We start from the raw sequence: 12,814 nt of genomic DNA, 5'->3' as shown, positions 1-12,814 counted from the left end.
AACGGTTCTCCACAGCCTGGGATAGGAGCAGGTCGTCCAGCGGAGAGAGGCGGGGGGACATGGCGGATGAACAAATGGCCGTCGACCGGAGCGGGGCTCCGATCGGGGAGGAGGACGAGGTGGGTGCGGAGACGGGCGTCGACGTCCTGAGCGCCCCCTGGGGCGCGCCGGCGCACGCCGCCCCGGCCCGGCCGCTCGACGCGATCGACCGCGACATTCTGCGGCTGCTCCAGACGGACGGCCGCGCCTCGGTGCGCTCGGTGGCCGAGCGGGTGCACGTCTCCCGCGCCAACGCGTACGCGCGCATCAACCGCCTCATCGACGACGGCGTGATCCACGGCTTCAGCGCCCGGGTCAACCACGAGCGGGCGGGCCACGGCGCCTCCGCCTACATCACGCTCAAGATCGTCCAGAACTCCTGGCGCACGGTGCGCGAGCAGCTCAGAAAGCTGCCGGGCGCCGCGCACATCGCCCTGGTCAGCGGTGATTTCGATGTCCTGCTGCTCGTCCACACGCCCGACAACAGGACGCTGCGCGAGCTGGTCCTGACCCGGCTCCAGTCCATGCCGGAGGTGCTGTCCACCCGCACCCTGCTGGTCTTCGAGGAGACCGACCTGAACACGGACCCGACGCCCTGAGCCGCTGCCCCGGCCCTCGACGACCACCGGGGCGTTACGGCAAAGGAGGGCCGGGAACGGCCGAAGAGGGCCGAGAAGGGCCGGGGAAGGGCTCAGCGAGCCGAGGAAAAGAGCCGAAACCGGGCCGGGAAGGGCTCAGCGGGCCGGGAAGGATCTCAGCGGGCCGTCCGCAGCCCGTCGAAGGCCAGATGGGCGACGGTCTCGGCCAGCTGCTCCCGCTCCGCCGCGGAGTCCTGCTGCGGCCGGTACCACTCCACCAGCGAGTTGATCATGCCGAAGAGGAGCCGGGTCGCGAGCCGGATGTCCACGTCGGCCCGCAGGTCGCCCTCGGCGGCGGCGGCCTTGAGCAGTTCGGCGACCTTGTGGTCGAACTCCCTGCGCCGCTCCATCGCCCACCGCTCGGTCGACGTGTTGCCCCGGACCCGCAGCAGCAGGGTGACGTACGGCAGCTCCGCGATCAGCACCTCGACCGTCCGCCGCGTCACGTACTCGACCCGCTCCACGGCCCTGCCGCGCCCGGCCCCCGGCTCGTCGAGGACCGCGAAGAGCCCGTCGAGCGCCCGGCTGACCGCCCGCCGCAGCAGCTCCTCCTTGCCGGCCACGTGGTGGTAGATCGAGGACTTGGAGATCCCGGCCGCCTTGGACAGGTGCTCCATCGACGTGCCGTCGTACCCGCGCTCGTTGAAGACCCGTACGGCGACCGAGAGCAGCGTCTCGGGGGTGTACGTGTCGCGTCTGGCCGTCGTCATCACGCCTCCTCCGCTGCCTCGGCGTACCCCCGGCGCACCAGGCCCGCGCTCGGCGCGTACCGGCCGGCGGGGTGGCGCTCGTGCAACTCGCGCAGCAGGTCGCAGATCCGCCTGTGCCCCACCTTCGCGGCCCACTCCAGGGGTCCGGCGGGGTAGTTCACGCCGAGCCGCATCGCCGTGTCGACGTCCTCGGCGGTGGCGACGCCGCGGTCCACGGCGTCGACGGCCAGATCGGCCAGCATCGCGACCGTCCGGGCGACGATCATGCCGGGGACGTCGCCGATCACGGAGACCTTCTTGCCGAGCGCCTGGAACAGACCCACGGCCTCGGCGAGCGCGTCGGGATCCACGCCCGCGCGCGCGGAGAGCACGATCCGGCTCGCGGCCGCGTAGTCCACGGAGAGGTCGAAGTAGACGATGTCCTCGCGGTAGTACTCCACCGAGGTCTGGCCGTCCGCGAGGCTGAGCTGCACGCCGCCGGGCAGCTCGACGAAGCCGTGCCCCTTCTTGCGCCGGACCGTGATCCCGGCCGCCTCGAAGAGTCCGACCAGCGGCTGGGCGGGTCCCAGATCGCCGCGGACGGTGATCCGCTCCGGCGCCTTCGCGGGCGGCGCGGTGTGCGGCTCGGGGCGGGCGGCCCCCTCCGCGTACGAGAACCAGCCGTGCCCCGACTTGCGGCCGAGGCGGCCCGACTCGACGAGCCTGCGCTGCGCGAGCGACGGCGTGAACTTCGGGTCCTGGTAGAAGGCCTCCCACACGGAGCGGGTGACGGCTTCGTTGACGTCCTGACCGATGAGGTCGGTCAGCTCGAAGGGGCCCATCCTGAAGCCGCCGCACTCGCGCAGGGCGGCGTCGATGGTGGCCGGGTCCGCCCCGCCCTCCTCGTAGACCCGCAGGGCCTCCGCGTAGAAGGGGCGGGCGATGCGGTTGACGATGAACCCGGGGGTGTCCGCGCAGCGCACGGGCGTCTTGCCCCAGGCCTTCATCGTCCCGTACGCGCGCGTGGCGACGTCCGGGTCCGTGGCGAAGCCGCTGACGACCTCGACGAGGGGGAGCAGCGGCGCCGGGTTGAAGAAGTGGAGTCCGACGAAGCGGCCGGGCAGCCGCAGTCCGCCCGCGATGGCGGTGACGGAGAGGGAGGAGGTGTTGGTGGCGAGGACGGCGTCGTCGCCGACGATCTTCTCCAGGTCGGCGAAGAGCTGCTGCTTGACCGCGAGGTTCTCGACGATCGCCTCGACGACGAGCGCGGCGTCGGCCAGCTCGGCGGGGTCCTCGGCGGCGTGCAGCCGGCCGACTGCCGCGTCGCGCTCGCCGGCGTCCATGCGGCCCTTCTCGACCAGCCGGCCGAGCCGCGCGGTGAGCGCGGCGACGGCCTCCGCGGCGCGGCCGGGGGCGCTGTCGTAGAGGCGGACGGGGTGGCCGGCGACCAGGGCGACCTGGGCGATGCCCTGGCCCATGGTGCCGGTGCCGACCACGGCGACGGTGCGGTCCTGTCCCACGGCGGGCTCACTTGCGGTCACGTCGTCGCTCCCCCTGACGGTCACGTCGGCGCTCGTGTCGGCGCTCATAGGAGTGATCCTCCCCGATGGGTTTTCCACAGGATCGACGGACCCCCTTGTCCCGACCGATCGTTCGGTTACTCTAACTCCGTACGCGTCTTCCTGCCCAGCTCGACGAGGAGTTGGTCCATCCATGGCCACCGCTCAGCTGACCACCGACCGTCTGGCCGAGAAGCACCGGTCCACGCTCGATCGGGCCCTCGACACCATCCGCACCCGCGCCTACTGGTCTCCGTACCCGGAGCACCCCAAGGCGTACGGCGCGGACGGCTCGCTCGACGCCGCCGCCGGCCTCGCCGCGCACCAGGCCGTCCTGAACGGCCGCTTCGAGCTCGACCAGCCCGGCACGGACGGCTGGACCGGCGGCGAGACCTCGCCGTACGGCCCGTCGCTCGGCATCGAGTACCCGCACGCCGACATCGACGTGCTGCTGCCCGCGATGCGCGCCGGAGCGGCCGCCTGGCGGGACGCCGGGCCCGAGACCCGCGCCCTGGTCTGCCTGGAGATCCTCGCCCGGATCTCCGCCCGCACGCACGAGTTCGCCCACGCCGTCATGCACACCAGCGGCCAGGCGTTCATGATGGCGTTCCAGGCCGGCGGCCCGCACGCCCAGGACCGCGGCCTGGAGGCCGTGGCCTACGCGTACGAGGAGCAGACCCGCACGCCCTCGGGCCGCGCCGCCTGGTCCAAGCCGCAGGGCAAGCGCGACCCGCTGGAGCTGACCAAGGAGTTCACCCCGGTCGGCCGGGGCATCGGCCTCGTCATCGGCTGCAACACCTTCCCCACGTGGAACGGCTACCCGGGCCTGTTCGCCTCCCTGGCCACCGGCAACCCGGTCCTGGTCAAGCCGCACCCGCGCGCGGTCCTGCCGCTCGCGCTCACCGTCCGGGTGGCCCGCGAGGTCCTCACCGAGGCGGGCTTCGACCCGAACCTGGTGGCGCTCGCCGTGGAGCGGCCCGGCGAGGGCATCGCCAAGACGCTGGCCGTCCGGCCCGAGATCCGGATCGTCGACTACACCGGCTCGACCGAGTTCGGCGACTGGCTGGAGGCGAACGCCCGCCAGGCGCAGGTCTACACCGAGAAGGCCGGCGTCAACACGGTCGTGATCGACTCCACCGACGACTACAAGGGGATGCTCTCCAACCTGGCCTTCTCGCTGTCCCTGTACAGCGGCCAGATGTGCACCACCCCGCAGAACCTGCTGATCCCGCGCGACGGCATCACCACCGACCAGGGCCCCAAGTCGTACGACGAGGTCGTCGCCGACCTCGCCTCGGCGGTCGGCGGTCTGCTCGGCGACGACGCCCGGGCGAACGCGCTGCTCGGCGCGCTGGTCAACCCGGACGTGAAGGCGCGCCTGGAAGCCGCCGCCGGTCTCGGCGAGGTGGCGCTCGCCTCCCGTGAGGTCGCCAACCCGGACTTCCCGGAGGCCGTCGTCCGCACGCCGGTCATCGTGAAGCTGGACGGCTCCAAGCCGGACGCCGAGGCCGCGTACTTCTCCGAGTGCTTCGGCCCGGTCTCCTTCGCCGTCTCGGTGGACTCCACCGCCGACGCCCTGGAGCTGCTGCGGCGCACGGTCCGCGAGAAGGGCGCGATGACGGTCGGCGCGTACACGACCTCGGAGGAGACCGAGCGCGCCGTCGAGGAGGTCTGCCTGGAGGAGTCCGCGCAGCTCTCCCTCAACCTGACCGGAGGGGTGTACGTCAACCAGACGGCCGCGTTCTCCGACTTCCACGGCTCGGGCGGCAACCCCGCCGCGAACGCGGCCCTGTGCGACGGCGCCTTCGTCGCCAACCGCTTCCGGGTGGTGGAGGTCCGCCGCCAGGCCTGACCCCGCCCGCGTGGGGGCCCTGCGGGGCCTCCACGCTCCCCGGGGCCTGCTGCCCGTGCCTACGGGGCGTCGATCTCCGCGTACCGCTGCACCCACGCGTGCATGGCGATCGCGGCGGCGGCGCCGGCGTTGATCGACCGGGTCGAGCCGAACTGGGCGATCGAGCAGACCATCCGCGCGTGCGCGCGGGCCTCCTCGGTGAGCCCGGGGCCCTCCTGCCCGAAGAGCAGCACGCAGCGGCGCGGGAGCACGGTCCGCTCCAGGGGGACCGCGCCCGGCAGGTTGTCGATGCCGATGATCGGCAGCCCCTCGGCCGCCGCCCACGCGGTCAGCGACTCGGTGTCGGGGTGGTGCCGGATGTGCTGGTAGCGGTCGGTGACCATGGCGCCCCGCCGGTTCCAGCGCCGTCGGCCCACGATGTGGATCTCCTTGGCGAGGAAGGCGTTGGCGGTCCGCACCACCGATCCGATGTTGAAGTCGTGGCCCCAGTTCTCCACCGCCACGTGGAAGTCGTGGCGCCGGGTGTCCAGGTCGGCGACGATCGCCTCCCGCGTCCAGTACCGGTAGCCGTCGACCACGTTGCGCCGGTCGCCGCCCGCGAGCAGTTCGGGGTCGTACCGCTCGCCCTCCGGCCACGGCCGCGGATGCGGCCCGACGCCGACCTCGGGGCCGTACCCCTCGTCGTACTGCACGGGCTCGGCGGGGATGCCGGACGGCTCGGACCCGACGCTCTCGACGGGCTCGGTGGGTTCTTCGGTGGTGCTCACCCGACGAGGGTACGGGGGTCGGTCTCCTCGTCCGCACGGCGCTGTCCGGGCGTTCCGGTCGCCTCCTCGGGGCGGCGGCGGAGGAGCCGGTCCCGGAGCCGGGCGGCGCGCCCGCCGAGCGCCGTCAGGAAGACCGTCGGCAGGAAGACGGCGTCGGCCGAGATCATCGCCAGCGAGAAGACCGGAAGGCCGAGCAGCACGGCGATACCGGCGTGCTCCAGCATCATCACGACCAGCAGGACGTTCTTGACCCCGCGGTGGAAGAGGGTGAAGGGGAAGGCGACCTGCACGATCACCGTGCCGTAGGTCAGCAGCATCACCATGATCCCGCCGGAGGCCAGCAGCTCGGAGAGCGCAGGCCAGGGCGTGAAGTAGTCCAGGTGGAGCGGGTAGTAGAGCGCGGTGCCGTCCTGCCAGCGCGAGCCCTGGACCTTGTACCAGCCGGCGGTGGCGTAGATCAGACAGACCTCCGCCATGATCACGAGCAGGGCGGCGTTGTGCGCGAGGTTGGCCAGGACGTCCAGCAGGACCCGCGGCTCGCCGGGGGCCCGGCGACACACCAGCCACCACAGACCGTGCCCGAGCCACAGCACCCACAGCAGCACCGGCAGCCACCACTCGCCGGTGGTCCCGCCGAACCAGGTGACGGCCATGAGGAAGCCGCCGAGGACCGCCCACAGCAGCGGTCCGGCGACGTCCCGGCGCGGCGGCAGTCCCGCCGCGGCCTCGCGACCGTCGCGGGCGGCCCGCCGGGCGTCGAGGGACCACACGCGGCCGCAGCGCACGAAGACCAGGTAGAGGGCGGCGAGGTGCAGGACGTTGTCGCCGCCGTCCCCGACGAAGACCGACCTGTTGAGGAGGGAGAGCACCCCCACCATGAACAGCACGGAGACCGCACGGGTGTGCCAGCCGAGCAGCAGCAGGACGGCGGAGAGCACGGCCGTCCCGTAGACGAACTCGAACCAGAGCCGGCCGTCCGACCACAGCAGCACCGTGAAGGCCCGGTTGTCGGCGACGAGGCGGGTGGCGAGCTCGAAGGACCAGGGACCGTCGGGGCCGTACAGCTCGTGCCGGTGCGGCAGCTCGCGCAGCAGGAAGGCCAGCCAGGACAGCGAGAAGCCGATGCGGACGATCGCGCTCTGGTACGGGCCGAGGGGGCGCGCCGTGACGTTCTGGACCGCGCGGGCGAGCCGCCGGTCGAAAGGCTCGCGGGGCGCTCGGGGCGCTCGGGTCACGCGCGTCGGGAGGGGCGCTGGGGGCTCCGGAGTCGTCTGGGGCTCGTGATTCATCGCGCCGCCTCCGTCCGGACGCGGGCGTCGGCGCCTGCGACCGCGTCGGCCCGGTCGGCGGTGGTCACCCGCCACCACGGGAAGTCCCGGTAGGAGGGCGCGGTGTCGGTCTTCTCGTCGCTCCACGTCGGGGCCGCGACCGGCCGGACGACCGAGCGGAGCTGGACCCGCCGGAGGGCCCCGTCGAACCGCTCGTCGCCGCGCGCGGCCAGGGCGTCGAGGCGGAGGACCGCGATCCGGCGGATGTACGCCTCGGACAGCGCGCCGCGCGGCCCCCGGGGGGTGTCGTCGTCGGCGTGCGAGTTCAGGTAGAAGTCCACGGCCCTGCGGAGTTCGTTCTGCTGCGTGTGGCTGGGGAAGGGGTTGTGGCGGATCGCCTCGGCGTCCTGGGCGGTGAGGTCGATCCAGCCGGTGGTGCGGCGCTCGCCGGCGGCCGTGGTGACCTCGGCGCGGACCTCGACGGAGACGTTCTGCTGGAGCGGGTTGGGCGCGAAGAGCTTCCAGTTCTGTTCGAACTCGGGATAGATCCAGTCGTCCACGGCCTGGCCGTGCCGCTTGGTCAGCGTGTTCGAGGGCGCCACGTGCAGGAAGACCATCGCCAGGTGGACACAGGCCAGCACCCCGACCACGGCGAGCGCGACCGCGGCGACGACCTGGTACGGCAGCGACAGCGCCATGATCCCGGCGCCGCCCCGGTCCTCGTCGACGTGTGCGTCCATCCCGCCCCGATCCCGATCGGCCCACACCGGTTATCCACAGGGTTGACACCATACGGGCCGCCGACTCACCATTGAAGTCATTCAACCGAACGATCGGTCGGTAGGGGGTCCGATGACCGCAAGGACGGCAGGGACGGCAATGACCGCAGCGCCCGTGGAAGCACCCGGCGCGGCGGAGGCGGCCTCACAGGCGGCCGACGCCGCCTACGAGGCCGTGTTCGACGCCGCCGTCGCGGCCGACGAGCGGATCGAGCCGCGCGACTGGATGCCCGAGGCGTACCGCGCCTCCCTGGTGCGCCAGATCGCCCAGCACGCCCACTCCGAGATCATCGGCATGCAGCCCGAGGCCAACTGGATCACCCGCGCGCCCTCACTGCGCCGCAAGGCGATCCTCATGGCCAAGGTGCAGGACGAGGCCGGCCACGGCCTCTACCTGTACAGCGCGGCCGAAACCCTCGGCACCAGCCGGGACGAGCTGCTCGACAAGCTCCACTCCGGCCGCCAGAAGTACTCCTCGATCTTCAACTACCCCACGCTGACCTGGGCCGACGTCGGCGCCATCGGCTGGCTCGTGGACGGCGCCGCGATCACCAACCAGGTCCCCCTCTGCCGCTGCTCCTACGGCCCGTACGCCCGCGCGATGGTCCGGGTCTGCAAGGAGGAGTCGTTCCACCAGCGCCAGGGGTACGAAGCGCTCCTCGCCCTCTCCCGGGGCACCGAGGCCCAGCACGCCATGGCCCAGGACGCCGTGAACCGCTGGTGGTGGCCCTCGCTGATGATGTTCGGCCCGCCCGACGACGAGTCGACCCACACCGCGCAGGCGATGGCCTGGAAGATCAAGCGCCACTCCAACGACGAACTGCGCCAGCGCTTCGTCGACATCGCCGTCCCGCAGGCCGAGGCCCTCGGCCTCACCCTCCCCGACCCCGACATCCGGTGGAACGAGGAGCGCGGGCACTACGACTTCGGCCCCATCGACTGGACGGAATTCTGGGACGTCCTGAAGGGCAACGGCCCCTGCAACGAGCAGCGGCTGAACAAGCGCCGCCAGGCCCACGAGGACGGCGCCTGGGTCAGAGAGGCCGCCGCGGCCTACGCGGAGAAGCACACCGGACAGCACGGGGAGGCACAGGCATGACGAGCGACGGTTGGCCGCTGTGGGAGGTGTTCGTGCGCTCCCGCCGCGGACTGTCCCACACCCACGCGGGAAGCCTCCACGCCCCCGACGCGGAGATGGCCCTGCGCAACGCCCGCGACCTGTACACCCGCCGCAGCGAAGGCGTGTCCCTCTGGGTCGTCCCCTCCGCCGCGATCACCGCCTCCTCGCCCGACGAGAAGGACCCCTTCTTCGAGCCGGCGGCCGACAAGCCCTACCGCCACCCCACGTTCTACGAGATCCCGGAGGGGGTGAAGCACCTGTGACCGGCACCGCCAACGACACCGACGCGAGCACCGTCACCGACACGAGCACGGTCACCGCCGCGGCCCTCGCCCTCGGCGACGACGCCCTCGTCCTCTCCCAGCGCCTCGGCGAGTGGGCCGGCAACGCCCCCGTCCTCGAAGAGGAGGTCGCCCTCGCCAACATCGCACTCGACCTCCTCGGCCAGGCCCGCGTCCTGCTCTCCCTCGCCGGCGACGAGGACGAACTCGCCTACCTCCGCGAGGAGCGCTCCTTCCGGAACGTCCAGCTGGTCGAACAGCCCAACGGCGACTTCGCCCACACCATCGCCCGCCAGCTGTACTTCTCCACCTACCAGCGGCTGCTGTACGGACAGCTGGCCACCGGCGACGGCCCCCTGGCCGGCCTCGCGGCGAAGGCCGTCAAGGAGGTCACCTACCACCAGGACCACGCCGAGCACTGGACCCTGCGCCTCGGCGACGGCACCCCCGAGAGCCACGAGCGGATGCAGCGCGCCTGCGACGCCCTCTGGCGCTACACCGGCGAACTGTTCCAGCCCGTCGACGGCCTCGACGTGAACACCGCCGACATGGAGCGCGTCTGGCTGGACTCGATCACCGCCGTCCTGGAGAAGGCCACCCTCACCGTCCCCTCCGGACCGCGCACCGGCGCCTGGAGCGCCGGAGCCGGCCGCCAGGGCCTCCACACCGAGTCCTTCGGCCGGATGCTCGCCGAGATGCAGCACCTGCACCGCAGCCACCCGGGGGCGACATGGTGACCACCACCCCCCTGGAGGAGGAACTCAGCCGCATCGCCGGCGCCGTTCCCGACCCCGAGCTGCCCGTCATCACCCTGGAGGAGCTCGGCGTCCTGCGCGGCGTCCGCGTCCTCGGCCCCGGCCGCGTCGAGGTCTCCCTCACCCCCACCTACACCGGCTGCCCCGCCATCGAGGCGATGTCCTCCGACATCGAGCAGGCCCTCCACGGCCACGGCGTCCCCGACGTCTCCGTCGTCACCGTCCTCGCACCCGCCTGGTCCACCGACGACATCAGCGAGGAAGGCCGGCGCAAGCTCACCGAGTTCGGCATCGCCCCGCCCCGGCCCCAGGGCCCCACCGGCGGCCCCGTGCCACTCACCCTGGCGATCCGCTGCCCCCACTGCGGCTCCACCGAGACCGAGCTCCTCAGCCGCTTCTCGTCCACCGCCTGCAAGGCGCTCCGCCGCTGCACCGCCTGCAGCGAACCGTTCGACCACTTCAAGGAGTTGTAGATGCTGTCCTCAGGCTCCGGACGAGCCGGGTTCCAGCCGCTCCGGGTGAGCGAGGTCGAGCAGCTCACCGACGACTCCGTGGCCGTCACCTTCGCGGTCCCGCCGGAACTCCACGAGACCTACCGGCACCTCCCCGGCCAGCACCTCGCCCTGCGCCGCACCGGCCAGCACGGCGAAGAGGTCCGCCGCACCTACTCGATCTGCGCCCCCGCCTCCCCGGCCGGCGAACCCCCCGTCCTGCGCGTCGGCATCCGGCTCGTCGACGGCGGCGAGTTCTCCACGTACGCGCTCAAGGAACTGGCCGTCGGCGACGTCGTCGAGGTCATGGAGCCCATGGGCCGCTTCGTGCTCTCCCCGCGCCCCGGCCACTTCGCGGCCGTCGTCGGCGGCAGCGGCATCACCCCGGTCCTCTCCATGGCCGCCACCCTGCTCGCCCGCGAGCCCGAGGCCAGGTTCTGCCTCATCCGCAGCGACCGCACCGCCTCCTCGACCATGTTCCTGGACGAGGTCGCCGACCTGAAGGACCGCTACCCCGACCGCTTCCAGCTGGTCACCGTCCTCTCGCGCGAGGAACAGCAGTCCGGACTCCCCTCGGGACGCCTCGACGAGGAACGCCTCACCGCACTCCTGCCCTCCCTGCTCCCCGTCGGCTCCATCGACGGCTGGTTCCTCTGCGGCCCCTTCGGCCTCGTCCAGGGCGCCGAGCGGGCACTGCGCGGACTCGGTGTGGATCGCGGCCGGATCCACCAGGAGATCTTCCACGTCGACGACGGCTCCGCCCCCGCCCCCGCGGCGCCCGCCGACACCCCCGCCCACGCGACGCTGACCGCCACCCTCCACGGACGGTCCGGCACCTGGCCCGTGGAACAGGGCGAGACGCTCCTCGACACCGTGCTGCGCGCCCGCGCCGACGCCCCGTACGCCTGCAAGGGCGGAGTGTGCGGCACCTGCCGCGCCTTCCTCGTCGAGGGAGAGGTGCGGATGGACCGCAACTTCGCCCTCGAACCGGAGGAGACCGAAGCCGGCTACGTCCTGGCCTGCCAGTCCCACCCGGCCACCGCTGACGTGGAGCTGGACTTCGACCGCTGACACGACGGCGCCGCCGCACACGAAAAGGCCCTCGGCGAACTGCTCGCCGAGGGCCCGCTGTCACTGCCTGGTGACTAGGCCACGAACCCGGGACCGTTGTCGGAGACCACCGGTCGACCGGCACCTTCCCAGGCCAGCATGCCGCCCTCGACGTTCACCGCGTCGAAGCCCTGCTGCACCAGGTACTGGGTGACCTGCGCCGACCGGCCGCCGACCCGGCACATCACATAGGCACGGCCACGTTCGGCGACGGCCTCGGTGACCTCGCCGAACCGCGCGACGAAGTCGCTCATCGGCACGTGCAGGGCGCCCTCGACACGGCCGGCCGCCCACTCGTCGTCCTCGCGCACGTCGAGCACCAGACCGTCAGCCGGCACGGAGGCCGCGTCCACCGACGGCAGCGGGGTGAAGTTCATGGGGCTGGCCTTCTCTCTCGTCCTGCTCATCCTGCTCGTACCGATCGAACCGTGAAAACCTACTGCACCAGAGCGGCCAGTTCGGCCTCGCGCTCGGACACCTGGGCGAGCAGCTGCTCCGCGATCTCCTCCAGGAGCCGGTCGGGGTCGTCGGGCGCCATCCGCAGCATGGCACCGATGGCGCTCTCCTCCAGTTCGCGGGCGAGGGCCGAAAGCAGGTCCTTGCGCTGGGCGAGCCATTCGAGGCGCGCGTACAGCTCCTCGCTCTCGCTGAGCCGCTCCTCGGCGGGCACCGGTCCGGCCTCCCACTCGGCGGAGAGCTCCCGCAGCAGCGCCTCGTCGCCGCGGCCGTACGCGGCGTTCACACGGGTGATGAACTCCTCGCGCCGCTTGCGCTCGTCCTCTTCGCGGGCCAGGTCGGGGTGGGCCTTGCGGGCCAGTTCGCGGTAGAGCCGGCGGGCCTCTTCGCTGGGCCGGACCCGCCTGGGCGGCTGCACGGGGCGGTCGGTGAGCATGGCGGAGGCTTCGGGGGAGAGGCCGTCGGAGTCGAGCCAGTCGTTGAAGAGTTCCTCGACGCCGGGCATCGGCATGACCGCGGCCCGCGCCTCCTCGGCCCGCCGCCGGTCCTCCGGGTCGCCGCTGCGCACGGCACGGGCCTCCGCGATCTGCGCGTCGAGCTCGTCGAGCCGCGCGTACATGGGCCCGAGCTTCTGGTGGTGCAGCCGGGAGAAGTTGTCCACCTCGACGCGGAAGGTCTCGACGGCGATCTCGAACTCGATCAACGCCTGCTCCGCCACCCGTACGGCCCTCTCCAGGCGCGCCTCGGGCCGCTCAGCACGGGCCTCGCCCTCGGGCCGCTCAGCACGGGCCTCGCCCTCAGGCTGGTCCGTACGGGCCTCAGTCTCAGGCTGGTCAGCACGAGGCTCTACCTCAGGCCGCTCGGCGCGGGGCTCCACCTCAGGCTGGTCAGCACGAGCCTCAACCTCAGGCTGGTCGGCACGCGGCGCACCCCCTGGGCCCGTGCCCGCGTCGCCCTGGTCCACGTCCACGTCCTCGCTCCGGCTCGTCACCCCTCCAGCCTACGATCCC

The 12,814-nt window shown here is 72.4% G+C and carries 14 protein-coding genes; 7 read left to right on the top strand and 7 right to left on the bottom strand.

Features of this window, described 5'->3' with window-relative positions; translation table 11 throughout:
• The first annotated feature begins 59 nt into the window (after positions 1-59).
• On the top strand, positions 60-638 hold the full coding sequence (locus ACWDVG_RS10455) for an Lrp/AsnC family transcriptional regulator (RefSeq protein ID WP_451698124.1): 579 nt from the start codon (positions 60-62) through the stop codon (positions 636-638).
• 155 nt (positions 639-793) lie between these two features.
• Here ACWDVG_RS10455 and ACWDVG_RS10450 read toward each other — a convergent pair whose 3' ends face one another.
• Together ACWDVG_RS10450 and ACWDVG_RS10445 are read right to left on the bottom strand one after the other, a co-directional pair.
• On the bottom strand, positions 794-1,387 hold the full coding sequence (locus tag ACWDVG_RS10450) for a TetR/AcrR family transcriptional regulator (protein WP_451698122.1): 594 nt from the start codon (positions 1,385-1,387) through the stop codon (positions 794-796).
• Positions 1,387-2,955, bottom strand: a complete 1,569-nt coding sequence (locus ACWDVG_RS10445; RefSeq protein ID WP_451698120.1) for a 3-hydroxyacyl-CoA dehydrogenase — start codon at positions 2,953-2,955, stop codon at positions 1,387-1,389. The genes ACWDVG_RS10450 and ACWDVG_RS10445 overlap by 1 nt, the downstream gene beginning before the upstream one ends.
• A gap of 124 nt (positions 2,956-3,079) precedes the next feature.
• On the opposite strand from ACWDVG_RS10445, the gene paaN reads away from it, so the two are divergent.
• Positions 3,080-4,777: a phenylacetic acid degradation protein PaaN gene (gene paaN / locus ACWDVG_RS10440; protein ID WP_451698118.1), complete on the top strand. Its 1,698-nt coding sequence runs from the start codon at positions 3,080-3,082 to the stop codon at positions 4,775-4,777.
• Between the two features lie 59 nt (positions 4,778-4,836).
• On the opposite strand, the gene ACWDVG_RS10435 is transcribed toward paaN, so the two are convergent.
• From ACWDVG_RS10435 to ACWDVG_RS10425, 3 genes are read right to left on the bottom strand one after another with little or no spacing between them, the layout of a single operon-like run.
• Positions 4,837-5,544 carry a TrmH family RNA methyltransferase gene (locus ACWDVG_RS10435; protein ID WP_451698116.1) on the bottom strand — a complete coding sequence of 236 codons (708 nt, stop codon included), beginning with the start codon at positions 5,542-5,544 and terminating at the stop codon, positions 4,837-4,839.
• The gene (locus tag ACWDVG_RS10430) at positions 5,541-6,833 is read right to left on the bottom strand and encodes an HTTM domain-containing protein (RefSeq protein ID WP_451698115.1); all 1,293 of its coding nucleotides are present in this window, start codon (positions 6,831-6,833) and stop codon (positions 5,541-5,543) included. The genes ACWDVG_RS10435 and ACWDVG_RS10430 overlap by 4 nt, the downstream gene beginning before the upstream one ends.
• On the bottom strand, positions 6,830-7,552 hold the full coding sequence (locus ACWDVG_RS10425; RefSeq protein WP_451698114.1) for a DUF5819 family protein: 723 nt from the start codon (positions 7,550-7,552) through the stop codon (positions 6,830-6,832). The genes ACWDVG_RS10430 and ACWDVG_RS10425 overlap by 4 nt, the downstream gene beginning before the upstream one ends.
• Positions 7,553-7,691: 139 nt before the next feature.
• Here ACWDVG_RS10425 and paaA point away from each other — a divergent pair, with 139 nt between their 5' ends.
• The 5 genes from paaA to ACWDVG_RS10400 are packed head-to-tail and all read left to right on the top strand — an operon-like array spanning position 7,692 to position 11,309.
• Positions 7,692-8,690, top strand: coding sequence for a 1,2-phenylacetyl-CoA epoxidase subunit PaaA (paaA, locus tag ACWDVG_RS10420; RefSeq protein WP_451698113.1), 999 nt, complete (start codon positions 7,692-7,694; stop codon positions 8,688-8,690).
• A complete protein-coding gene (gene paaB, locus ACWDVG_RS10415; RefSeq protein WP_451698111.1) occupies positions 8,687-8,974 on the top strand; it encodes a 1,2-phenylacetyl-CoA epoxidase subunit PaaB in 288 nt (95 codons plus the stop codon). Before paaA ends, paaB begins: the two co-directional genes overlap by 4 nt.
• Positions 8,971-9,729, top strand: a complete 759-nt coding sequence (gene paaC / locus ACWDVG_RS10410) for a 1,2-phenylacetyl-CoA epoxidase subunit PaaC (protein WP_451698109.1) — start codon at positions 8,971-8,973, stop codon at positions 9,727-9,729. The genes paaB and paaC overlap by 4 nt, the downstream gene beginning before the upstream one ends.
• On the top strand, positions 9,723-10,220 hold the full coding sequence (gene paaD, locus ACWDVG_RS10405) for a 1,2-phenylacetyl-CoA epoxidase subunit PaaD (RefSeq protein WP_451698100.1): 498 nt from the start codon (positions 9,723-9,725) through the stop codon (positions 10,218-10,220). Before paaC ends, paaD begins: the two co-directional genes overlap by 7 nt.
• The gene (locus ACWDVG_RS10400) at positions 10,221-11,309 is read left to right on the top strand and encodes a 2Fe-2S iron-sulfur cluster-binding protein (protein ID WP_451698098.1); all 1,089 of its coding nucleotides are present in this window, start codon (positions 10,221-10,223) and stop codon (positions 11,307-11,309) included.
• 74 nt (positions 11,310-11,383) lie between these two features.
• On the opposite strand, the gene ACWDVG_RS10395 is transcribed toward ACWDVG_RS10400, so the two are convergent.
• Together ACWDVG_RS10395 and ACWDVG_RS10390 are read right to left on the bottom strand one after the other, a co-directional pair.
• Positions 11,384-11,725, bottom strand: a complete 342-nt coding sequence (locus ACWDVG_RS10395) for a rhodanese-like domain-containing protein (protein ID WP_451698216.1) — start codon at positions 11,723-11,725, stop codon at positions 11,384-11,386.
• A gap of 59 nt (positions 11,726-11,784) precedes the next feature.
• The gene (locus ACWDVG_RS10390; RefSeq protein WP_451698214.1) at positions 11,785-12,540 is read right to left on the bottom strand and encodes a hypothetical protein; all 756 of its coding nucleotides are present in this window, start codon (positions 12,538-12,540) and stop codon (positions 11,785-11,787) included.
• Positions 12,541-12,814: the final 274 nt, after the last annotated feature.

It is taken from the genome of Streptomyces sp. NPDC003327, from assembly GCF_053589515.1.
This window is presented reverse-complemented; position numbering and strand designations above follow the sequence as displayed.

Coding starts and splice junctions, on each gene's coding strand:
- ACWDVG_RS10455 (WP_451698124.1), top strand. CDS start 60: ATGGCGGATGAACAAATGGCCGTCGACCGGAGCGGGGCTCCGATCGGG.
- ACWDVG_RS10450 (WP_451698122.1), bottom strand. CDS start 1,387: ATGACGACGGCCAGACGCGACACGTACACCCCCGAGACGCTGCTCTCG.
- ACWDVG_RS10445 (WP_451698120.1), bottom strand. CDS start 2,955: ATGAGCGCCGACACGAGCGCCGACGTGACCGTCAGGGGGAGCGACGAC.
- paaN (WP_451698118.1), top strand. CDS start 3,080: ATGGCCACCGCTCAGCTGACCACCGACCGTCTGGCCGAGAAGCACCGG.
- ACWDVG_RS10430 (WP_451698115.1), bottom strand. CDS start 6,833: ATGAATCACGAGCCCCAGACGACTCCGGAGCCCCCAGCGCCCCTCCCG.
- ACWDVG_RS10425 (WP_451698114.1), bottom strand. CDS start 7,552: ATGGACGCACACGTCGACGAGGACCGGGGCGGCGCCGGGATCATGGCG.
- paaA (WP_451698113.1), top strand. CDS start 7,692: ATGACCGCAGCGCCCGTGGAAGCACCCGGCGCGGCGGAGGCGGCCTCA.
- paaB (WP_451698111.1), top strand. CDS start 8,687: ATGACGAGCGACGGTTGGCCGCTGTGGGAGGTGTTCGTGCGCTCCCGC.
- paaD (WP_451698100.1), top strand. CDS start 9,723: ATGGTGACCACCACCCCCCTGGAGGAGGAACTCAGCCGCATCGCCGGC.
- ACWDVG_RS10400 (WP_451698098.1), top strand. CDS start 10,221: ATGCTGTCCTCAGGCTCCGGACGAGCCGGGTTCCAGCCGCTCCGGGTG.
- ACWDVG_RS10395 (WP_451698216.1), bottom strand. CDS start 11,725: ATGAACTTCACCCCGCTGCCGTCGGTGGACGCGGCCTCCGTGCCGGCT.